Source organism: Streptomyces sp. NPDC043427 (genome assembly GCF_056436655.1).
Genome location: NZ_JBWKCC010000018.1, coordinates 41769 through 61017 on the forward strand (window position 1 = coordinate 41769; position 19249 = coordinate 61017).

Sequence of the window (19249 nt, forward strand, 5' to 3'; positions counted from 1 at the left end):
ATCGACGGTGCGCTTCAGATGAAGTTCAGCGCGGCCGCGCCGCCCACTCCCCCGAGCAGCATGAACACCGGCATCAGCACCTTCAGCTCGACCCAGCTGCCGGCCCGGAACCGCATCACCTTCGGCGGACCGATCGGGTACCAGCGCTTGCGGCCCAGGGGGATCGGCCAAAGGATCGGGCAGCCGGACACGGTCAGCGCGTCCCCGATGTCGTGCACCAGGGCGCCCAGCACGATCGGCAGTCCGAGCCACAGGTACTCCTGGCCCGGCGCCGTGAACAGCCAGTCCGAGCCGTTGCCCGGCTTGTCCAGCACTCCGGCGAGGATCCAGGCACTGGTCGCGGCCAGCAACCACACCAGGACATCGCTGCTGGAACCGCGGGCCGCCCGCCACAGCAGACCTTCGATGGCCAGCACCATGTGCACGAAGAGGATCGCCAGCACCGCCCACCGGCCACCGGTGATCGCCAGGGCCGAGGAGCCGGCGCCGATCAGGACCGCCCACAGCCACGTGTGGGTGAGGGTGCGGTGTCCGCCGGAGCGGCGCGGGTCGCCCTGCTTCTTGGTCGCCTTGTAGACGGCGTAGGACAGCTTGTCGACGATCTCGCACAGCCACCGTGAGAGGGGGCCGAAGGAGCGGGAGATCGTGGCGGCCTTGTGGTCGAGGTCCGGGGCGAGTGCCGCGCCGGCACAGATCAACGCACCGCACAGCAGGACCGGCCAGGGCATCGTGTGCCCGGCTGCGGCCGCCGCCGCCCCGACGCCGAGCCAGGCCGCGGCGCCCGACAGTGAGTGTGCTGGTCCCATCATGGCCGTTGCCCGTCCCATTCTTCGTGCGCCGCTGTCCAGTTGACCGGGTGCGATGACGCTCCGTCGGCGACACAGCGTAGCGGTCGTGATCTTCGGGCCGGCAGCCGATTCCCCCATCGAGGGGGCGGGCAGGCAAGATGGGTGCGTGACCCTCATCGATCAGCTGCCGCCGACCGCCGACCCCGACGCCCTCTACGAAGCCTTCGAGTCGTGGGCGCAGGAGCGGGGGCTCACGCTCTACCCCCACCAGGAGGAGGCGCTGATCGAGGTGGTCTCCGGCGCGAACGTGATCGTGTCGACCCCCACCGGCTCCGGCAAGAGCATGATCGCGGCGGGTGCCCACTTCGCCGCGCTGGCCCGTGACGAGGTCACCTTCTACACGGCTCCCATCAAGGCGCTGGTGTCGGAGAAGTTCTTCGAACTGTGCAAGATCTTCGGCACGGAGAACGTCGGCATGCTGACCGGCGACGCGTCCGTCAACGCCGACGCACCCGTGATCTGCTGCACCGCGGAGGTTTTGGCCTCCATCGCGCTGCGCGACGGCCGGAACGCGGACGTGGGCCAGGTCGTCATGGACGAGTTCCACTTCTACGCGGAGGCGGACCGCGGCTGGGCCTGGCAGATTCCGATCCTGGAACTGCCGCAGGCACAGTTCATCCTCATGTCGGCCACGCTCGGCGACGTGTCGATGTTCGAGAAGGACCTCACCCGGCGCACCGGCCGTCCGACCTCGGTGGTCCGCTCGGCGACCCGCCCCGTCCCGCTGTCGTACGAGTACCAGCGCACCCCGCTCACGGAGACGCTGACGGAGCTGCTGCAGACGAAGCAGGCCCCCGTCTACATCGTGCACTTCACGCAGGCGCAGGCCGTGGAGCGGGCGCAGGCGCTGATGAGCATCAACATGTGCTCGAAGGAGGAGAAGGAGCAGATCGCCGAGCTGATCGGCAACTTCCGCTTCACCACCAAGTTCGGCCGCAACCTCTCCCGTTACGTACGGCACGGCATCGGTGTCCATCACGCCGGCATGCTGCCGAAGTACCGGCGTCTGGTGGAGAAGCTGGCGCAGGCCGGTCTGCTGAAGGTCATCTGCGGCACGGACACGCTCGGCGTAGGTGTCAACGTCCCCATCCGCACGGTGTTGTTCACGGCCCTGACCAAGTACGACGGCAACCGTGTGCGCACGCTGCGGGCGCGCGAGTTCCACCAGATCGCCGGGCGTGCCGGACGTGCGGGCTTCGACACGGCGGGCTTCGTCGTCGCGCAGGCGCCCGAGCACGTCATCGAGAACGAGAAGGCCCTCGCGAAGGCGGGCGACGATCCGAAGAAGCGTCGCAAGGTCGTCCGCAAGAAGGCGCCGGAGGGCTTCGTCGGCTGGTCGGACAGCACCTTCGACAAGCTCATCTCCTCCGAACCGGAGCCGCTGACCTCCCGTTTCCGGGTGACGCACACGATGCTGTTGTCGGTGATCGCACGACCGGGCAACGCCTTCGAGGCGATGCGGCACCTCCTTGAGGACAACCACGAGCCCCGCAAGCAGCAACTGCGGCACATCCGTCGCGCGATCGCGATCTACCGCTCGCTGCTGGACGGCGGCATCGTCGAGAAGCTCGACGAGCCGGACGCCGAGGGCCGCATCGTCCGCCTCACCGTGGATCTGCAGCAGGACTTCGCGCTGAACCAGCCGCTGTCCACCTTCGCGCTGGCCGCTTTCGAACTGCTGGACCCGGAGTCGCCGTCGTACGCGCTGGACATGGTGTCGGTCGTGGAGTCCACGCTGGACGACCCCCGGCAGATCCTCGCCGCCCAGCAGAACAAGGCGCGCGGTGAGGCCGTGGCCGCGATGAAGGCGGACGGTGTCGAGTACGAGGAGCGCATGGAGCGCCTCCAGGACGTCACCTACCCCAAGCCCCTGGAGGAGCTCCTCTTCCACGCGTACAACACGTACCGCAAGAGTCACCCCTGGGTCGGCGACCACCCGCTGTCGCCGAAGTCCGTCATCCGTGACATGTACGAACGGGCCATGTCCTTCACGGAGTTGGTGTCCCACTACGAGCTGGCGCGCACCGAGGGCATCGTGCTGCGCTACCTCGCGAGCGCCTACAAGGCCCTCGACCACACTGTGCCGGACGACCTCAAGTCCGAGGACCTCCAGGACCTGATCGAGTGGCTGGGCGAGATGGTGCGCCAGGTCGACTCCAGCCTGCTGGACGAGTGGGAGCAGCTCGCCAACCCGGAGGAGATGACAGCCGAGGAGGCGCAGGAGAAGGCCGACCAGGTCAAGCCCGTCACGAGCAACGCGCGCGCCTTCCGCGTCCTCGTCCGCAACGCCATGTTCCGCCGCGTGGAGCTCGCCGCCCTCGACCAGGTCGGGGAACTGGGCGAACTGGACGCCGAGTCGGGCTGGGACGCCGATGCCTGGGGCGAGGCGATGGACAAGTACTGGGACGAGTACGACGACCTGGGCACCGGCCCCGACGCGCGCGGCCCCAAGCTGCTGGTGATCGAGGAGGAGCCGCAGAACCGCCTGTGGCGGGTCCGGCAGATCTTCGACGACCCGAACGACGATCACGACTGGGGCATCAGCGCCGAGGTCGACCTCACCGCCTCCGACGCGGAGGGCCGCGCCGTCGTCCGTGTCACCGATGTCGGCCAGCTGTGAGTCAAGGAGAATCCCAGTCATGACGAATCCGGCGGAGAGGCTGGTCGACCTGCTCGACCTGGAGCAGATCGAGGTCAACATCTTCCGTGGCCGCAGCCCGCAGGAGTCCCTGCAGCGGGTCTTCGGCGGCCAGGTGGCCGGCCAGGCACTGGTCGCCGCGGGCCGCACCACGGACGGCGAGCGTCCGGTGCACTCGCTGCACGCGTACTTCCTACGTCCCGGCCGGCCGGGTGTGCCGATCGTGTACCAGGTCGAGCGGGTCCGCGACGGCCGGTCGTTCACGACCCGCCGGGTCACCGCCGTGCAGCAGGGCCGCACGATCTTCAACCTCACCGCCTCCTTTCACAAGCCTGAGGAAGGATCCTTCGAGCACCAGCTGCCGCCGGCCCGCGAGGTACCGGACCCGGAGTCCCTGCCGACGGTCACGGAAGAGGTCCGGCGGCATCTGGGCGCGCTGCCCGAGCAGTTGGAGCGGATGGCGCGTCGGCAGCCCTTCGACATCCGCTATGTGGACCGGTTGCGCTGGAGTGCCGAGGACGTCAAGGACGCCGAGCCGCGCAGTGCCGTGTGGATGCGCGCGGTCGGGCCGCTCGGCGACGACCCGCTGGTGCACACGTGCGCGCTGACCTACGCCAGCGACATGACCCTCCTGGACGCCGTACGCCTTCCTGTCGAGCCGCTGTGGGGGCCGCGGAACTTCGACATGGCGTCGCTGGACCACGCGATGTGGTTCCACCGGCCGTTCCGCGCGGACGAGTGGTTCCTGTACGACCAGGAGTCGCCGATCGCCACCGGCGGCCGGGGTCTGGCCCGCGGGCGGATCTACGACCTTGAGGGACGCCTGTTGGTGTCGGTCGTCCAGGAGGGGCTGTTCCGGGCTCTTTAGCGCACGACGCTCAGCGCGCGAGCGGGCTCAGAAGCTTCTGCGGCGCAGCCAGCCCAGCAGGCCGCGTGGACGCCGGGACTCCTCGAACGGTTCCGGTTCTGTCGTGTCCATCGGCGCAGGTAGCGGGTCCGACTTGGTCGATGGGGTCGGCCTGGCGCCGGGACGTGGGGCCGGACGGTGTGCGCGTGCCTGGTCCAGGGTCTGCTCCAGGTCGGACCGCAGCCAGCTGATCTCGTCCGGGGCGTCCGCCGTCATGATCCTCTCGACGAGGTGCGCTGCGGGTGAGCCGGGAGTGCCGTGCGCGGGCGGCCCTGGCCGGAACCGGTTGAGATACGCGCGTTCGTAGGGGTCGTTGACGATCTCCGCGATCTGCACGGGATCGAGCAGGGCCGCCACAGCCCCGGCGCACTCCCAGGGGTCGTTGGTCTGCCGCAGCAGGAATCCCAGGTACCGCCCGCGCCAGGTCCGGGGCCGCAGGTCCAGACCCGCCGCCAGCTGGTCCCGCAGCGTCTCGGGGGTGCGGCCGCTGAGCAGTTGGTCGTTGCCCTGGCCCTCGGCGAACTGCTGGAGTTCCTCGGCGAGATAGAGCCAGACGACGGCGCGGTAACGATTGAGGTGGAACTTGACCGGGATCACGAGGCCGAGCCGCGCCAGGCGGGTGAACCTTGCGGGCGTCACCTCCAGGATGGCCGCGCCCTCCGTGGTGCCCACGGCCCTGACGCTCTCGCGCAGCGCTTCGGGAAAGCCGTCCGCCGAGCGCAGCCGTTCGATCTCGGGCTGGGTGACGCGACGGCGTCCCCCGCCTCCTTCGTCGGGCACGGTCCGGATGCGGCCGAGGTGCACCGCGAGGTCGAACTCGCTGCGCTTGAGTCCCAGTTCCCGTGCCGCGCGGCTGGGTGTGCGGGACAGGTCGTGCGGTGTGGTGAGCGTGTCGCCGGACATGGTCGGTCTCCCCCGTGGAGTGGGTGGCTCGCGCCGAGTGCGTTCGCCGTGAAAAAACCGTAGCCAATCCGGCGCTTGTCGTGGCGAGCCTGTGGATAACTCCGCGGGGGGCGGCGAAACCGCAGGTCACATGTCCACTATCGGAGTCCGTTCGGGCTGCCGGGCGTCCACGGCGAGGTGCTCGCCGACCCGGTTGACGAGCAGCGTCATCTCGTAGCCGATCTGGCCGATGTCGGCCTCCGCGCCACTCAGCACACACAGACAGCTGCCCGTGCCCGCGGCCGTGACGAAGAGCACCGCGTCGTCGAACTCCACCATCGTCTGGCGGACTCTGCCGGCTCCGAAGTGCCGTCCCGAGCCCTTGGCGAGGCTGTGCAGTCCGGACGAGACGGCGGCGAGATGTTCCGCGTCCTCGCGCCTGAGTCCCGTGCTCGCCCCCGTCACCAGCCCGTCGTTGGACAGGACCAGTGCGTGTCGTACGTGTTCGACCCGTTCGGTCAGGTCGTCCAGCAACCAGCCGAGTCCCTGGTTCTGCGCCATGATCCGAAAATCTCCCCGTGTGACGTCTCCCCCTGGCCGGAGGATTGCTCCGCCAGCCTTCCCCAACGACAGGCCGCCGGGCAAGGAGGATGGGTACATGGCAGAGAAGATGACCGATGAGGAATGGCGGGCGTTCGTGTCGTACGGCACCCGCACCGCGAAGCTGTCCACCGTGCGGGCCGACGGGAGTCCGCACGTGGCCCCGATCTGGTTCCTGATCGACGGGGACGATGTGGTGTTCAACACCGGGAAGGAGACGGTGAAGGGGCGCAATCTGGCCCGGGACGGCCGGGTCGCCCTGTGTGTGGACGACGACCGGCCGCCGTTCGACTTCGTGGTCCTGCAGGGCCGCGCCCGCATTTCGGAGGACCTGGACGACATACGCCACTGGGCCGCCCGCATCGGCGCGCGGTACATGGGCGAGGAGCGCGCGGAGGAGTTCGGCGCGCGCAACGGCGTTCCGGGCGAGTTGCTGGTGCGCGTGAGGATCGGCAAGGTGCTGGCGCAGAAGGCGGTCGCCGACTGAGCGGTTGGCCGGACGGTCAGCCGACCGAGTCGAGCAGCCGGGCGGTGTGCATGCGCCCGGCGTACTCGACGAGTCGGATCAGCACCTCCTTCCCCGAGTCGCGGTCGCGGGCGTCGCAGAGCACGACGGGGGTTCCCCGGTCGAGGTCGAGAGCTCGGCAGACCTCTTGGGAGCCGTACGTCCGGGCGCCCGAGAAGCAGTTGACGGCGACCACGAACGGGATGCGCCGGTGCTCGAAGTAGTCCACGGCCGGGAAGCAGTCCTCAAGGCGCCGCGTGTCCGCGAGGACCACGGCGCCGAGGGCTCCCTGGGACAGTTCGTCCCACAGGAACCAGAAACGGTCCTGGCCGGGCGTGCCGAACAGGTAGAGGGAGAGGCCGGAACGGATGGTGATACGCCCGAAGTCCATGGCCACGGTCGTGGTGACCTTCTGGTCCACGCCGTCGGTGTCGTCGACCAACTGACCGGCCTGACTCAGCAGTTCCTCGGTGCGCAGCGGTCTGATCTCGCTGACCGCGCCCACCAGGGTGGTCTTGCCCACGCCGAACCCGCCGGCGACCAGGATCTTCAACGCCAGCGGGGCCGTGTCGTCGGCCGCGGCGTCGGAGTACTCGGAGATCATCGATCACTTCTCTCAGGAGTGCCGGCAACAGATGCGCGAGGTACGTCTAGAGGGCCCGTAGTCCCTCGATCACCTCGCGCAGGATCCGTTCGTCGGGAAGCTGGGCGGGGGGCACCGGGCGGCTCACTGTGACGCGGCCGAGTTCCAGGAGGTCACCGAGGAGCACTCGCACGACACCCACGGGAAGGTCGGCGCCCGCGGCGAGTTCGGCGACGGACTGCGTCTCGGTGCGGCACAGGTCGATCAGGGCCCGGTGTTCCGGGCCGAGCGCGAGGTCGTCGTCGACGTCGGGTGCGGCCGGGTCCAGGGTGACAAGCGCGATCAGGTCGAAGCGCACCCCGGCGGGGCCGGGCTTCGTGCGGCCGCCCGTCATGGCGTACGGGCGGACCAGGGGGCCGGCCTCGTTGTCGTACCACTGGCTGCCCGGCTCGCGCGGGGCGCCCGTCATGTCCTCGGTCATCGGTGCGGACAGCCCTCTCACGTCATCCTGCGGCGGGTGGCCGCGCACCGACGCGTGGCGGCGTGAAGAGGTGCTCGCCGACCCGTTTGACCAGCCGCGCCATCTCGTACGCCACCAGGCCCATGTCGGCGGTCACGGCGGTGAGGAGGGCAAGGCAGGAGCCGTCGCCCGCGGCGGCCACGAACAGGAAGCCGTCGTCCATCTCGACCATGGTCTGTCGCACACCTCCTGCGCCGAAGTGCCGTCCCGCGCCCTTGGCCAGGCTGTGGAAGCCGGAGGCGACCGCGGCCAGGTGTTCGGCGTCCTCACGCCTGAGGTCGGTCGAGGCGCCCACAGCGAGGCCGTCGTTGGACAGCACCACGGCGTGCCGTACCTCGCTCACGCGCATCACCAGGTCGTCCAGCAACCAGTCGAGTTCGCCGGACCGCTGGGCCGCTCTCATGCTCGAGTCCTGGATCATGCGGGGTCTCCTTCGCTGCTGTCGCTGCCCGGCGCGGAATTCGGTGTTGTTCCGCCGCCTGGTTGCCTGCCTCCTCCGCGCGCCCAGCCGTCGCGGTAGGCCGCCATGCGGTCCCGTACGAGTTCGGGGGTGCGCCGGTCGTCGTGCGCCGGGACCGGCGCGGGTGCCGGTCCCGTGGGGCGCGGCTCGCGCAGTTGGGGCGCGAGGCTGGCCTGCCGCACCCGGCGCGGGAGGTCGTCGGATCCTTCGGAGTCGTCCGGGGGGCGATGCAGGCGCAAGGTGGTGACTCCGGGGGGCGGGGTTTCGGCCGCGGTCTGCGCGACGGCCCGGACGGGGGCGACCAGGGCGGGCCGGTCGGCGGTGGCGGACATGGCCTCCTGGTGCGCGACGGAGTCGGGCACGCGCGTGTACTCGCGTTCCGCGTCGGCCGCCTGACGGGTCGTGGGGTGCGTCGCGCCGCTGTGCAGCAGCGCGGTGGGCAGCAGGACGACCGCGGTGGTTCCGCCGTAGGGCGAGGTCCGCAAGTGGACCTTGATGCCATGGCGTGCCGCGAGCCTGCTGACCACGAAGAGGCCGAGCCGGTCGCTGTCGAACAGGTCGAGGGCCTCGGACTGTTCGATGCGACGGTTGGCGTCGGCGAGGGTCTCCTGGCCCATGCCGAGGCCCCGGTCCTCGACCTCGACGGCGTAGCCGTTGCCGACGGGCTCACCGGTGATGCGCACCCGCGTGTGCGGCGGCGAGAACTGAGCGGCGTTCTCGACGATCTCGGCAAGGAGGTGGGTGAGGTCGGCGACGGCGGCGCCGGTGACGGCGGCCTCAGGGAGTTGTCGTACCTCCACGCGCGCGTAGTCCTCGATCTCGGACACCGCCGCGCGGACCACGTTGGTCAAGGAGACCGGCATGCGCCAGGCCCGGCCGGGCGCCGCGCCGGACAGGATGATCAGGCTCTCGGCGTGGCGCCGCATGCGGGTCGTGAGGTGGTCGAGGCGGAAGAGGTCGCTGAGTTCGTCGGGGTCATCGGAGCGGCGCTCCATGCTGTCGAGGAGGTTCAACTGGCGGTGGACGAGGACCTGGCTGCGCCGGGCGAGGTTGACGAAGACACCGGAGATGCCGCTGGCCAGTTCGGCGCGCTCCACGGCGGCGCGCAGCGCGGCACGGTGCACGGTGCCGAGCGCCTCGGCGACCTGTCCTGTCTCGTCCTCGGCGGGCGGCCCGGGCGGGGCTTCGGCTCGGATGTCGATCTCCTCGCCCGCACGCAGTTTCCCCATGGCCTCGGGGAGTTTGCGCCGGGCGATCTCCAGGGCGCCGTTGCGCAGGCTGACCAGTTCGACGACGAGGCCGCGTCCGATGCGTACGGAGATGACGAGCGACGCGGCGACGGCGGCGAGACCGAGCAGGACGGCGGCGCCGGCCGCGGTGAGCAGACCTCGGGTGAAGGGGTCGGCCCGGCGGGCGACACCGTGTCCGGCGTCCTCCTCGATGGTCCGCATGCCGTCCTGCACACGGACGTGTGCCTTGTCCCAGCCTGCCTCCGGCACCGCGGCGATCGCGTGCGCTCCCGGCCTGCCCGCGAGCACCTTGTCCTCGGCGGCTCCCAGTGCGGTGTAGGCGCCGGCGTCGGCGAGGTTCTGCCAGGCGGCGCGTTCGGGGCCGCGCAGGTCCGCGACGGCCGACTCGGTGAGCACGCGGCGGGTGCCGACGGCGCCGGTGAACAACCGGAGTCGTTCGCCGTCGAAGCGGCCGGTGAGCCGCGCGCTGGAGAGCGCGACATCCTCTTGGGCGAGGGCCTCACCCGCACGGGAGAACTCCAGGAGCACGCGCGCGTCGGAACCCAGTTCGGCGTCCTGGATGCCGGAGAGCGCACCGCCCACCGCGAAGGCCGCGGAGATGCTCTTCGTGTACCGCCCGTACGTCTCGTCCCAGTCGGCGCTGCGGTCGAGCACCCCGCTGCGCAGGGAGCGCAGTTCCTCGGCGCCGGTGACGAACGCCTCGAGGCGCTGGGCGACTCCGGCGGGCAGTTCCTGGCTGTCGGCGACGGTGCTGTCGTCGCCGAGGCGCAGCTTGGCGACCGCCAGGTCGGTGCGCTCGGAGAGCTCCTTGTACGCGTCGCCCCGGCTGGCGGTGGGAGCGGTCGCGTGTGCGACGGCGGCGGCTCGCTCGGCCTGGAGCGCGGCGACCGCGGCGGCGACCGGGGCCCGGACCTGGGAGTCCACGCGCTGCAGCTGGCGCAGGCGGGCGACGTCCTGGGCGGTGCTGACGGTGGCGTACGCCCACAGGGCGAGGAGGGAGACGACTGGCACCATCAGCAGGCAGACGATCTTGGCGCGGACGGTGCGCGGGCGTATCCGCCATCGCCCCGCGCGTGTGGGCGCCTCGTGCGTCACGGTGTCCATCTGCTCGTCCGGCCCTTCATCTGCGGGCGGTCCGGCGTGCGCACGACGGCCGTGAACGGGGGGCGGCGTCTCGGCGCCTGCTGTGGGGGTCCTACGGGGTGTACGCATGGCCTCCTCGCTCGGGAGTGGTTCGGCGTGCGGTGCGGCCCGCGTGGGTCGGCGTGCGCGGTGCGGTTCCGTCGTGGTCCGCGCCCGCCGCTAGCCGGCGACGCGCTCGACCGGTCGTTGGGCCGTGGCGGAGGCCTCGCGTTCCCCGGACGTGGGCGACAGCGCGACGAAGGCGGAGGTCAGGAAGAGGTAGGAACCGAGGCCGACGGCGAGGGGGAAGATGAACTGCATCGCCGTGGCCCCGGGCAGCACCGCGCCGGAGGGCGTGACTCGCACGTTCACCGCGAACATCGCGGTGTAGTGCATGCTGCTCACCGCCGCCCCCATGACGAGGGAGGCGAGGGTGACCGCGAGGGGCGACCTGCTGTTGAGGGCCGCCCACAGGGCCGCGGTCGCCGCGACCACGGCGATCAGGACGGACGCTGCGACGAGCACCGGGTCGTAGGTCACCTCACCGTGCAGCCGTACCGCGGCCATGCCGAGGTAGTGCATGCTCGCGACCCCGAGCCCGGTGGTGAGCCCACCCAGGAGCAGCGCGCGCGTGCGGTCGCGGCCGTAGCCGACGGCGAACACGCCGGCGCAGACGACGATCATGGCGACGAGGAGGCTGAGAACGGTCAGCGGTACGTCGTAGCGGATGTCCGTGCCGCTGACGCCGAAGCCAAGCATCGCCACGAAGTGCATCGTCCAGATGCCGGTGCCGACGGCGGAGGCGGCGGTGACGAGCCAGTTGCGGCGCGCCCTGCCGGTGGCGCCGAGCGCGCGGACGGTGCAGCGCAGTCCGAGCGCGGCGCCGATGCAGGCCATCGCGTACGACAGCACGGGGGTCAGCCAGCCGAAGGTGGCGTGGTCCAGGTGTCCCATGGCCCAGGGACGCTAGGGGGCACGGGAGCACATAGGGGGCGCGTTTCGGAAGGTGCTGGAATATGACGCAGAATTGCGCCGGAACGATCGCGTCCCGCTCGAACATGCGCGCAGGGACATCCTCCGCGCCGGTGAGGGATCATGCGGAACATGAGCGACGACCACACACACGTCCAGGAGTTCTTCACGGCCCGTGCCGCCGACTGGGACAGCCGCTTCCCCGACGACGGCCCCGCCTACGAGGCCGCGGTCGCCGAACTGGCCCTGCGCGAGGGCGACCGCGTGCTCGACGCGGGCTGCGGCACAGGGCGCGCGCTGCCGCCGCTGCGTGCGGCCGTGGGGCCCTCGGGAGTGGTCGTCGGGGCCGATCTGACCCCGGCCATGCTGGAAGCGGCCGTACGGGCCGGGCGTGGCAGGGACGGGTACCTGGTGCTCGCCGACGTGGCCGCGCTGCCGCTGCGCTCGCGGTCGCTCGACGCGGTGTTCGGGGCGGGCCTCATCGCGCACCTCCCCCGTCCGGCGGAGAACCTGTGGGAGTTGGCACGCGTGGTGCGGCCCGGCGGCACGCTGGCGCTGTTCCACCCGATCGGCAGGGCGGCGCTCGCGGCACGCCAGGGCCGCCAGATCACGCCGGACGACCTGCGCGCCGAGGCCCGTCTGCGCCCGCTGCTGGCCGGCTCCGGGTGGCGGATGACGTCGTACGTCGACGAGGACGCGCGGTTCCTGGCCCTGGCCGTACGGGAGGCCTGACCACCCCTCACACCTGTCCGGCGACCGCCGCCGCGAAGGCGTCAGGGTTGTCGAACATGACGTTGTGCCCCGCGCCCGGCACGGTCACCACGCGCACGCCCGCCGCCTCCAGGGCCTGTCTGCCGGCCAGTTCCCCGCTCAGCCCGCCCTGGAGGTAGAGGCGCTCGATGGCCAGCCCTTCGAGGATCTCGCGCATGATCGGATCCGATCCGCGCCTCAGGCCGACGGCGCTGCGGTGCAGGGCGCGCGGGTCGGCGAGGCGCATGGTGGCCGCCCACACCGGACCGACCTTTTCCAGCACGCGCGCGTGCTCGCCCGCGACGAACGCGTCCTCCTCGTACGAGGCGATGCCGCTGCTCCCCGCGGTCGGCGGCGGGAAGGCGTCGAGGTTGGCCTCGGTGAGGACCAGCCGGGAGACCAGTTCGGGCCGGCGGTGGGCGAGCACGACGGCCACGGAGCCACCCATGCTGTGCGCGATCAGCTCGGCACCCGTCACGCCTGCCGCGTCCAGGGCGACCGCCAGGGCGTCGGCATGGTCCTCCAGCGTGTACCCGTAGTGGGCCGGCCGGTCACTGATGCCGTGCCCGGGAAGGTCTACGAACAGGCTTCGCCGGCCCGCGAGTTCGGGCCGTGCCGCGATGTGCGCGTGGTACACGCCGGACGCCGCCCCCAGCCCATGGACGTACACGCGCGCGGGTTCGGTTCCCGGCACCTCCGTCCATCGGATGTGGCTCCCCCTGTCGTCGAACTCGGCCTGCTTCATCGCGTCCTCCCTCGTTGCGTCGCCGCCTTGCACGGCACACGAAGGAAGATACATCGGAACCGATGTATAGAGGAAGCGCAATATTACTCAGGCGATGTACAGCGCGCATGGGAGAATGCGGGCATGCTGGAGCTCGCCATCCTCGGATTCCTGTACGACACCCCGCTGCACGGCTACGAGTTGCGCAAAAGGATCACGGCACTGACGGGGCACGTCCGTCCCGTCGCCGAGAGCACGCTCTACCCAGCGATCAAGCGGCTGGAGAAGGCGGGCCTCCTGGCCCGCGCGACAGAGCCCGGCGCCGTGGCCGCCCCCCGCCACACGCTGACGCTCACCGAGGACGGCAGACGTGAGCTGCGCCGCCGACTCGCCGACCCCGTGCAGCGCGACATTTCCGACGAGAACCGCTGGTTCACGGTGCTCGCCTTCCTCCGGCACCTGGAGGACCCCGCCGCCCAGTCGGCCGTACTGCGGCGCAGGCTGGCGTTCTTGGAGGAACCGGCGAGTTTCTTCTACGAGGGCGACCGGCCGCTGCGCGCCGAGGAGGTGGACGACCCCTTCCGGCGCGGCGTCCTCACCATCGCGCGCGCCACGTCCCGGGCCGAACTCACCTGGCTGCGGGACACGCTCGCCTCACTGGGTGGCTGACCCGCCCACGTGCCGCACGGGGCAGCCCCGGACGCCGGGCACCGGACGGGTGCCGAGCTCCTCCAGCCGGTAGCCGTCCGGGTAGCCTTTGATCTCCCGGTTCTGCCGCGCGTGGTGGGGCGCGCGGCGCGGCGGAAGCAGCCGGACGGCACGTCCCCGCAGCCGCACCGCTCGGCGCACGAGCGCCCGGGTCACGGCACCGGGCGGCTGGTATCTGAAGGCCCTCAGGAGCGGCTCGTCGAGCAGGGCGAGCGTCGAGGCGCGCAGAAGGGGTGCGAGCGGGCGCGGGTACCAGGAGGCCATCAGGTCCAGCGTGGCGTCCGAGACGCGGCGCGCGTCCTCGTCCCACCCGAAGTGGGCCTCCTCGTAGGCGTCGAGGAATGCCGCGAACTCCTCGTAGGACTCGGGGATGTCCTTGATACCCATGTGCCGCCCCAGGGTGCGGTAGTGGACGGCGGAGGCGATGATCTCGTGGCGCGACATCCTGCGCCAGCCGTAGGCGTCGATCCACCGCTTGGGCATCACGACGAACGTCGACAGGACGTAGCGCATCTCGTCGTTGCTGATGTCGTAGCTGCGGTGCATCTGGTTGATGCGGCGGACGGCCGTGCGCCCCTGGAGGCTGTCGAAGCCGTGCTCGACGACGGCGTCGAGGAGCAGCGAGGTGTCGTCGTAGCGCTTCTGGGAGCGGTCCGTGAGCTCCGCCGTCTCGGCGAGCAGCCGGCCGATACCGGGCACGGCGTACGTGCGGTACAGGGCCAGCTCAAGTGCACGGGTGAAGTCCCAGGGGAATTCGTACGCCGACGTGAGCCGGTAGATCTCGGAGGCGTCCTCGTGCGGGTCCATCCGCCGGATCTGTGCGAGCCGATCGAAGCGCTGCATCGTGCCCTCCCCCTTCTGCCGTCGAAGCTTCAACTCTAGTTTGAGTGGCAGTATTTGAGTGATCAGCGAGACAACCACACAGGGGGAAGGTGGTCGGCGTGTTCGACAGGGTTCGCAAGGCCTGTGCCCGAGTGTTCAACGGCACGCGCGCGGAGGAGACCGCGCGGGCGGGGGCGGACACCAGTGGGGAGCGGCGCACCGAGAAGGGGCGCACGCCCAACCTCTTCGAGGCCGCGTCCGCGTACGTCTCGGCCTGCGCGGAGGACGACCAGGAACGGATGGACGAGGCCGCGGGCTGGGTGTCGCCGGAGGCACTGTCCTTCGGGGTCAACGAGCTGGCGTGTCGCGCGGTGATCGCGCTCGCACGGGAACGCGACGAGTCGCCGCGGGCCGTCGCCCGTGCGCTTCTCGGGCTGCCCGCCGCCTGATCATCTGGACGGTCGGTGGTCGATTCGCCCCGTCCAGGTGGAAACCTGCAGCTCCGGGTGTGCTGGGGAGTCGTGACAAGCGCCTTCTGGTCGCACTAGGGTGCGCGCCGTTGGACAAACCCAAGGGGAGGCTGGGATGGCCGGGACGGACGAGGACGCCGTCGCCGCCGAGGACGATGCGCTCTATGTGCTCACGGCGGTGCTGTTGACGCCGGCGAAGTTCCCGAGTGTGCTGGGCGACGACTACCCGGAGGCCTGCGCGGCGCTCGGGCTCCCACCGCTTGCCGACGGCTACGGCCTGGTGCTGGGCCAGGACGGGGACGGTGCGCGGTGGACCGTCGTCGTCGACGACGTGTCGCTGGTGGCCGTCGCCATCGCGTCCTGGGACTGCGGCATGGAGTACGACCTCTCACCCGACGAGCGGTCGGTCGTCGCCGGCCTGCCGGGCTGGCCGCTGGCGGTCGCCGTCGCGGCCCCCGGCGTTCCCGCGCCGCACGACCCCGACCCGGAGGCCGCCGAGGGTCCTCCGTTGACCCCGCCCGACACGACCACCTGGGGTCCGGCGCAGCGACGCCTGGGCGCGGACGAGATCGCGCTCCAGTGGGCGGCGTGGCGGGAGCAGATCGACGACGCCGACTTCGCGACCCCGAAGGAGCCGTCCGCGACGACCGACGGCCCGGAGGAGGGCGCGCCGAAGGGCCACAGCGGCGTCCGGCGCGTCCTAGCGGAGGCGCGTGCCTACGTGGACACTCCGCCTCCCCTGGGGCGCGTCCGGTCGGCCTTCGCGTCGGGTGACGCGCGCACCCTGCGTGCGGACGGGCCCGGCTGGTCGCTCGTGGCCCGCACCGACGACATCGCGTTCGTCCTGCTCGACGAGGAGCCGGGCGAAGTGCTGCCGGTGGGCCGTGGTCCGGAGCTGCCGGGCCTGTTGGAGGCGCTCGACAAGATGGCCGTACGCCCCAGCTGAGGTCACCGCCGGCCTGCCTGCGTGCACGTGCTGGGCCTGGGTGCGAAGCCCAGGCCCAGCACGTGCTTGGATTCCGGCAGCCCTGATCAGCGACGCCTGTCCACGTCGACGACCAGCGCCCCCATGGCGGTGTCCGCGTCGGTGTGATCGCGCAGGGACATCAGCTCGGCCCGCCAGGGCTCGTCCCAGGTCGACGCCTGACCTCCGGCCCGCACGAGGGCGAGCGCGAGCAGACCGGACACGGAGGTTCCGCGGGCCCGCAGAGCGCGCGCCGCGGCGAGTGCGGCGGCGGGCACGCCTGGTCGGTCGAGGTCCATGGACACATGGAGCGACCCCGGCAGGCGCCCGGGCCCCGCCTCGCACAGTCGCACGAGCCTCTCCCACCGGTGTTCCGCGTGCCGTCCACGGCGTACGGAGTCCATGGCCAGGTCCCAGCTGAGGCACGCGGCGTCGGCGTGCAGTCCGACGGCGTCGAGGGTGTCGGCCAGCACGTCCAGGAGGGGCAGCCCCTTCCCGCCTCCGACACCGGGGTGCACGGCCTGCGCGCACCCGTGCAGTCGCCGCAGCGCGTCGACCCGCACCTCTGGCTCCCCCGCGCGGGCGCGCTCGCCCAAGGCCGCGAAGGCGCCGCGTACGGCTGCCTCGACGACCGGCCCCGCCGGGAGACGGGCCAGCTGACACGCCGCTGTCTCCCACACCTTGCGAGGGCTCGCCGGGGCCACCACGGCGCCGACGAGTGCGCTGATCGCGTCGCTCGCGTCGGGCACCAGCCAGGCCGGGAGCGCCTGGCACGCGGCGACGACGGTGTCCTCGTCGCCCTCCTCGACGAGCCGCACGAGGAAGTCCCTACCGGGCTTCCGCCGGGGGTCGGACACGGGGTGCACGCGCGCGTGCACGACCGCCTCGCGGACGGCGGCCTCGTGCACGAACCGCTGGACACGCCCCGCCACCCCGGGCCTGTCGATCCCGGCGAGGAGCGCAGGGGCCAGCACGGCCCGTACATCAGGATGTTGACGCGGTGCGTCCCAGGCGGCGAGGAGTGCCTCGAAGGCGTCGTCGCCCGGGAGGTCGGCCAGGGCGCGGGCGGCTTCCTTGCGCGTGCCCACCGGTGCGTCGGGCGCGGACGCCACCGGTGCCAGGAGGGGCACGGCGTCGCCGTCGGGCAGTCGTTCCAGCAGTCGGCGGATCGCCGCCATCGCGGCACGACCACGGACGCCGCCGGTGCCCGCGTGCCTCAGCAGCAGGTCGCGTACAGCCGCTCGGCGCGGTACGGCCCCCGATATCCCGTCCTGCCGCGCCGCGGCCTCACCGAGGGCTGTGAGGGCCGCCGCTGCCACGGGCTGCGGTGCCTCCCGGGCCAGCTCCTCGAGTCGTACCAGGTCTCTCACGAGCTGTGCCGCGTCGGTACGGGTGTGCAGCGAGGCCGCCTCGTCCACGGCCACGCGCGCGTGGTGTTCACCCCATGCGGCCCGCTGACGCGGGAGCCACCGGCCGGTCACCCCTGGGCGGACCTTCGGTGTCCACGGGGTGGCTCGGGTGCGCAGGCGGCCTGGGAAAGTGTCGCGGGCGGCGTCGAGGAGGGGATCGAGCAGGTCGGTCCGCCTGGTGGTGACGGTCCGCAGGACGACGGGCACCGTGGCGAAGGTCGGGTCCAGTGCGATCAGTTCGGCGCAGCGCTGTTCACGCAGCCTCGCCGGCCGCACCCAGGCCGCAGCGGCACGGGTCGCGAGGCGCGGGTCGTCGTGCTCGACGGCGACGCGTCGCGCCTCGGCATCGAGGTCCGGCAGCGCGGTCAGATGGGGGCCGAGGAGCTCCGCGAGTGCCGTGGTCACCTCTGGTCGGCGCAGTGCCGCCGCGGACGTCGCCTCCCAGATGGCACGAGCCGTCGCCTCCTCTACGTTCAGGGCGGTCGGCGTTGGCGTGTACCGCGGGGCGGTGACGAGTTCGCCGAGCAGTCCGACGGCGTACGCCGCGCGTTGCCGGTCGCCGGTCGCGGCGGCCCGCTCGACGACGCGGCGTAGGAGCAGTTCGGTGGCGCCGAGCGTGCCGGTCGTCGAGTCGCGTGACTGGAGCGCGTTGAGGACGGCGTCACGCAGCACGCTCTCGGGCAGCGCGGCGAGGAGGTGGGGTGCCGTGCCGGCGAGTTGTTGGAGTGTCGCCCCGCGCACTTCGTCCCGGTCGTGCCACGCCCGCTCGCAGTCGGCGGCGATCCGGGCGAACCCGTCCGGGTCGCCTTCGAGTTCGGCGCAGGCCAGGAGGGCGGGCCAGGCCAAGGCGCGCAGGTGCACGCGGTGCTCGTCGGCGAGCCGCCTCAGCAGAGGTTCGCCCTCGGCGAGGGGAAGCGCCGAGGCCAGTCGAGCCGTGGACCACGGACTGCCTCGGTTCGCCTCCAGCCAGGGAAGGATCAGGGCCGCCCGGTCGGACGGTTCGAGTGCGGTCAGGACGGAGACCGGTGCCCCGCGCAGCCGCCCGCCACCGGTCGTGTTCTTCTCGACGACGCGTCGCCGGTCGGCGGGCGGGAGGAGGCTCAGCAGCCCGTCAGGGGTCACTTCGTGGCGGCCGGGACCGCGCACCCGGCTCCCCGCGGCGGAGCAGTGGCGTGCGAGGTCCACGAGGTCCGGCTCCGGCAGGCCGCGCAGCACCCGCCGCAGTGACGGCGGCAACGGTCCGGCGGGGACCCGGCGTTCTCGGGGGTGACCGTCGGGGTCGGGGTGAGGAGTGCGCAGGATGGCCAGTGCTTCGGCGGGTCGGTGGAGCGCCGCGAGAACTCCGTGTGGGGTGAGCAGGCCGGGGGCCCGTTCCAGCAGGACGAGTGCCGCATCGGGATCGCGGCGTGCGGCGACCGACGCCACGGCGCGGTTCCGGCGGACGAATCCGTACGCATCCGGTCGCGGGCACGTTTCGTGTGCGGCTGCGAGGTGTGCGGCCAGCGCGTGCGGTGCCGAGCGGGCCAGGGAGTTGAGGGTGCCGGGCGTCGGCTCGACGCGCGGCAGCCAGGCGGTCACGGTGTCGGCTGGGCATGCGGGCAGGAGCGCGGCCGCTTCCCGGGCACCGTGGCGTTCGTGGACGAGGGGCAGCAGTCTGGCGGCGAGCGCGTGGCGGCGGCTCAGTCTGAGGAGTCGGTAGGTGTCGCGGCGCGTCGCCCTGATGTCGCTCAGCGCCAGGCGCTCCAGCGCCTGCTCGGGGACGGGCAACCGGATGGCGGCCGAGCGTGCGCGGTGGCCGAGCACCGGGTCGTCGAGGACCGCTGTCACCCGTCGCAGGTCGCGCCGCGCGACCGCGAGGAACAAGGCGGTGTGCCGGTCGTCCGAGTCACCCGTGTCGAGGGCGTGGTGCAGGGTTGTGTAGGCGTTCGGGGTGAGGGTGCGGGCGTAGTGCGCCAGGGCGCTCATGCGTGCCGGGTACGGCAGGCGATCGAAGCGAGCCCTCAGCCAGGCGGGCGTCAGGGGCGCCGGCGAGTTCTGGGGCTGTCGGGACGGCGTCGGGGACGCCTCGTGTCGGGCCATCAGCGCTCACCGTGGAGTCGCTGGGCCTCCTTTCCA

18 protein-coding genes are annotated in these 19249 nt (G+C 71.8%); 7 read left to right on the top strand and 11 right to left on the bottom strand.

All coding sequences use genetic code 11. The features are described 5' to 3' along the window. Positions 1–14 precede the first annotated feature (14 nt). Positions 15–809, bottom strand: coding sequence for a metal-dependent hydrolase (locus AC067M_RS26375; protein WP_478699506.1), 795 nt, complete (start codon positions 807–809; stop codon positions 15–17). A gap of 145 nt (positions 810–954) precedes the next feature. Here AC067M_RS26375 and AC067M_RS26380 point away from each other — a divergent pair, with 145 nt between their 5' ends. Beyond that, entirely contained in the window at positions 955–3468 is a 2514-nt protein-coding gene (locus AC067M_RS26380; RefSeq protein WP_478699507.1) for a DEAD/DEAH box helicase, read from the top strand. A gap of 19 nt (positions 3469–3487) precedes the next feature. Next, a complete protein-coding gene (locus AC067M_RS26385) occupies positions 3488–4354 on the top strand; it encodes an acyl-CoA thioesterase (RefSeq protein WP_133932451.1) in 867 nt (288 codons plus the stop codon). A gap of 27 nt (positions 4355–4381) precedes the next feature. Here the strand turns inward: AC067M_RS26385 and AC067M_RS26390 are convergent, their stop codons facing one another. Both AC067M_RS26390 and AC067M_RS26395 read right to left on the bottom strand, forming a co-directional pair. Beyond that, positions 4382–5296 (bottom strand): DUF6397 family protein, encoded by a 915-nt coding sequence (locus AC067M_RS26390; RefSeq protein WP_478699508.1) that lies wholly within the window; start codon positions 5294–5296, stop codon positions 4382–4384. 126 nt (positions 5297–5422) lie between these two features. Further along, positions 5423–5836 (bottom strand): roadblock/LC7 domain-containing protein, encoded by a 414-nt coding sequence (locus AC067M_RS26395; RefSeq protein WP_478699509.1) that lies wholly within the window; start codon positions 5834–5836, stop codon positions 5423–5425. Positions 5837–5933: 97 nt separating this feature from the next. Here AC067M_RS26395 and AC067M_RS26400 point away from each other — a divergent pair, with 97 nt between their 5' ends. Next, positions 5934–6362 carry a PPOX class F420-dependent oxidoreductase gene (locus AC067M_RS26400; RefSeq protein WP_478699510.1) on the top strand — a complete coding sequence of 143 codons (429 nt, stop codon included), beginning with the start codon at positions 5934–5936 and terminating at the stop codon, positions 6360–6362. A gap of 16 nt (positions 6363–6378) precedes the next feature. On the opposite strand, the gene AC067M_RS26405 is transcribed toward AC067M_RS26400, so the two are convergent. From AC067M_RS26405 to AC067M_RS26425, 5 genes are all read right to left on the bottom strand, one after another. Then, the gene (locus tag AC067M_RS26405) at positions 6379–6984 is read right to left on the bottom strand and encodes a GTP-binding protein (RefSeq protein WP_478699511.1); all 606 of its coding nucleotides are present in this window, start codon (positions 6982–6984) and stop codon (positions 6379–6381) included. Between the two features lie 46 nt (positions 6985–7030). Then, positions 7031–7444, bottom strand: a complete 414-nt coding sequence (locus AC067M_RS26410) for a DUF742 domain-containing protein (protein WP_478699512.1) — start codon at positions 7442–7444, stop codon at positions 7031–7033. A gap of 22 nt (positions 7445–7466) precedes the next feature. Then, positions 7467–7904 (bottom strand): roadblock/LC7 domain-containing protein, encoded by a 438-nt coding sequence (locus AC067M_RS26415; RefSeq protein ID WP_478699513.1) that lies wholly within the window; start codon positions 7902–7904, stop codon positions 7467–7469. After that, the gene (locus tag AC067M_RS26420) at positions 7901–10405 is read right to left on the bottom strand and encodes a sensor histidine kinase (RefSeq protein ID WP_478699514.1); all 2505 of its coding nucleotides are present in this window, start codon (positions 10403–10405) and stop codon (positions 7901–7903) included. The genes AC067M_RS26415 and AC067M_RS26420 overlap by 4 nt, the downstream gene beginning before the upstream one ends. 90 nt (positions 10406–10495) lie before the next feature. Beyond that, positions 10496–11269 (bottom strand): MHYT domain-containing protein, encoded by a 774-nt coding sequence (locus tag AC067M_RS26425; protein ID WP_478699515.1) that lies wholly within the window; start codon positions 11267–11269, stop codon positions 10496–10498. 150 nt (positions 11270–11419) lie between these two features. Here AC067M_RS26425 and AC067M_RS26430 point away from each other — a divergent pair, with 150 nt between their 5' ends. Next, positions 11420–12019, top strand: a complete 600-nt coding sequence (locus tag AC067M_RS26430; protein ID WP_478699516.1) for a class I SAM-dependent methyltransferase — start codon at positions 11420–11422, stop codon at positions 12017–12019. 7 nt (positions 12020–12026) lie between these two features. Here the strand turns inward: AC067M_RS26430 and AC067M_RS26435 are convergent, their stop codons facing one another. After that, the gene (locus AC067M_RS26435; RefSeq protein WP_478699517.1) at positions 12027–12782 is read right to left on the bottom strand and encodes an alpha/beta fold hydrolase; all 756 of its coding nucleotides are present in this window, start codon (positions 12780–12782) and stop codon (positions 12027–12029) included. A 123-nt stretch (positions 12783–12905) separates the two neighbouring features. Here AC067M_RS26435 and AC067M_RS26440 point away from each other — a divergent pair, with 123 nt between their 5' ends. Then, positions 12906–13430, top strand: coding sequence for a PadR family transcriptional regulator (locus tag AC067M_RS26440; protein ID WP_478699518.1), 525 nt, complete (start codon positions 12906–12908; stop codon positions 13428–13430). Here the strand turns inward: AC067M_RS26440 and AC067M_RS26445 are convergent. Beyond that, positions 13416–14312 (bottom strand): oxygenase MpaB family protein, encoded by an 897-nt coding sequence (locus tag AC067M_RS26445; protein WP_478699519.1) that lies wholly within the window; start codon positions 14310–14312, stop codon positions 13416–13418. The two genes, AC067M_RS26440 and AC067M_RS26445, sit on opposite strands and share 15 nt — an antisense overlap. 98 nt (positions 14313–14410) lie before the next feature. On the opposite strand from AC067M_RS26445, the gene AC067M_RS26450 reads away from it, so the two are divergent. Both AC067M_RS26450 and AC067M_RS26455 read left to right on the top strand, forming a co-directional pair. Beyond that, entirely contained in the window at positions 14411–14740 is a 330-nt protein-coding gene (locus AC067M_RS26450) for a hypothetical protein (RefSeq protein WP_478699520.1), read from the top strand. 136 nt (positions 14741–14876) lie between these two features. Beyond that, on the top strand, positions 14877–15707 hold the full coding sequence (locus tag AC067M_RS26455; RefSeq protein ID WP_478699521.1) for a hypothetical protein: 831 nt from the start codon (positions 14877–14879) through the stop codon (positions 15705–15707). A gap of 86 nt (positions 15708–15793) precedes the next feature. Here AC067M_RS26455 and AC067M_RS26460 read toward each other — a convergent pair whose 3' ends face one another. Continuing rightward, a complete protein-coding gene (locus AC067M_RS26460; RefSeq protein WP_478699522.1) occupies positions 15794–19099 on the bottom strand; it encodes a hypothetical protein in 3306 nt (1101 codons plus the stop codon). Positions 19100–19249: the final 150 nt, after the last annotated feature.

Bases quoted from the DNA above. Each gene is read 5' to 3' on its own strand.
- AC067M_RS26390 (WP_478699508.1), bottom strand. From the start codon at position 5,296: ATGTCCGGCGACACGCTCACCACACCGCACGACCTGTCCCGCACACCC.
- AC067M_RS26410 (WP_478699512.1), bottom strand. From the start codon at position 7,444: ATGACCGAGGACATGACGGGCGCCCCGCGCGAGCCGGGCAGCCAGTGG.
- AC067M_RS26440 (WP_478699518.1), top strand. From the start codon at position 12,906: ATGCTGGAGCTCGCCATCCTCGGATTCCTGTACGACACCCCGCTGCAC.
- AC067M_RS26405 (WP_478699511.1), bottom strand. From the start codon at position 6,984: ATGATCTCCGAGTACTCCGACGCCGCGGCCGACGACACGGCCCCGCTG.
- AC067M_RS26445 (WP_478699519.1), bottom strand. From the start codon at position 14,312: ATGCAGCGCTTCGATCGGCTCGCACAGATCCGGCGGATGGACCCGCAC.
- AC067M_RS26385 (WP_133932451.1), top strand. From the start codon at position 3,488: ATGACGAATCCGGCGGAGAGGCTGGTCGACCTGCTCGACCTGGAGCAG.
- AC067M_RS26415 (WP_478699513.1), bottom strand. From the start codon at position 7,904: ATGATCCAGGACTCGAGCATGAGAGCGGCCCAGCGGTCCGGCGAACTC.
- AC067M_RS26455 (WP_478699521.1), top strand. From the start codon at position 14,877: ATGGCCGGGACGGACGAGGACGCCGTCGCCGCCGAGGACGATGCGCTC.
- AC067M_RS26395 (WP_478699509.1), bottom strand. From the start codon at position 5,836: ATGGCGCAGAACCAGGGACTCGGCTGGTTGCTGGACGACCTGACCGAA.
- AC067M_RS26420 (WP_478699514.1), bottom strand. From the start codon at position 10,405: ATGCGTACACCCCGTAGGACCCCCACAGCAGGCGCCGAGACGCCGCCC.
- AC067M_RS26400 (WP_478699510.1), top strand. From the start codon at position 5,934: ATGGCAGAGAAGATGACCGATGAGGAATGGCGGGCGTTCGTGTCGTAC.
- AC067M_RS26375 (WP_478699506.1), bottom strand. From the start codon at position 809: ATGATGGGACCAGCACACTCACTGTCGGGCGCCGCGGCCTGGCTCGGC.
- AC067M_RS26430 (WP_478699516.1), top strand. From the start codon at position 11,420: ATGAGCGACGACCACACACACGTCCAGGAGTTCTTCACGGCCCGTGCC.
- AC067M_RS26425 (WP_478699515.1), bottom strand. From the start codon at position 11,269: ATGGGACACCTGGACCACGCCACCTTCGGCTGGCTGACCCCCGTGCTG.
- AC067M_RS26435 (WP_478699517.1), bottom strand. From the start codon at position 12,782: ATGAAGCAGGCCGAGTTCGACGACAGGGGGAGCCACATCCGATGGACG.
- AC067M_RS26460 (WP_478699522.1), bottom strand. From the start codon at position 19,099: ATGAGCGCCCTGGCGCACTACGCCCGCACCCTCACCCCGAACGCCTAC.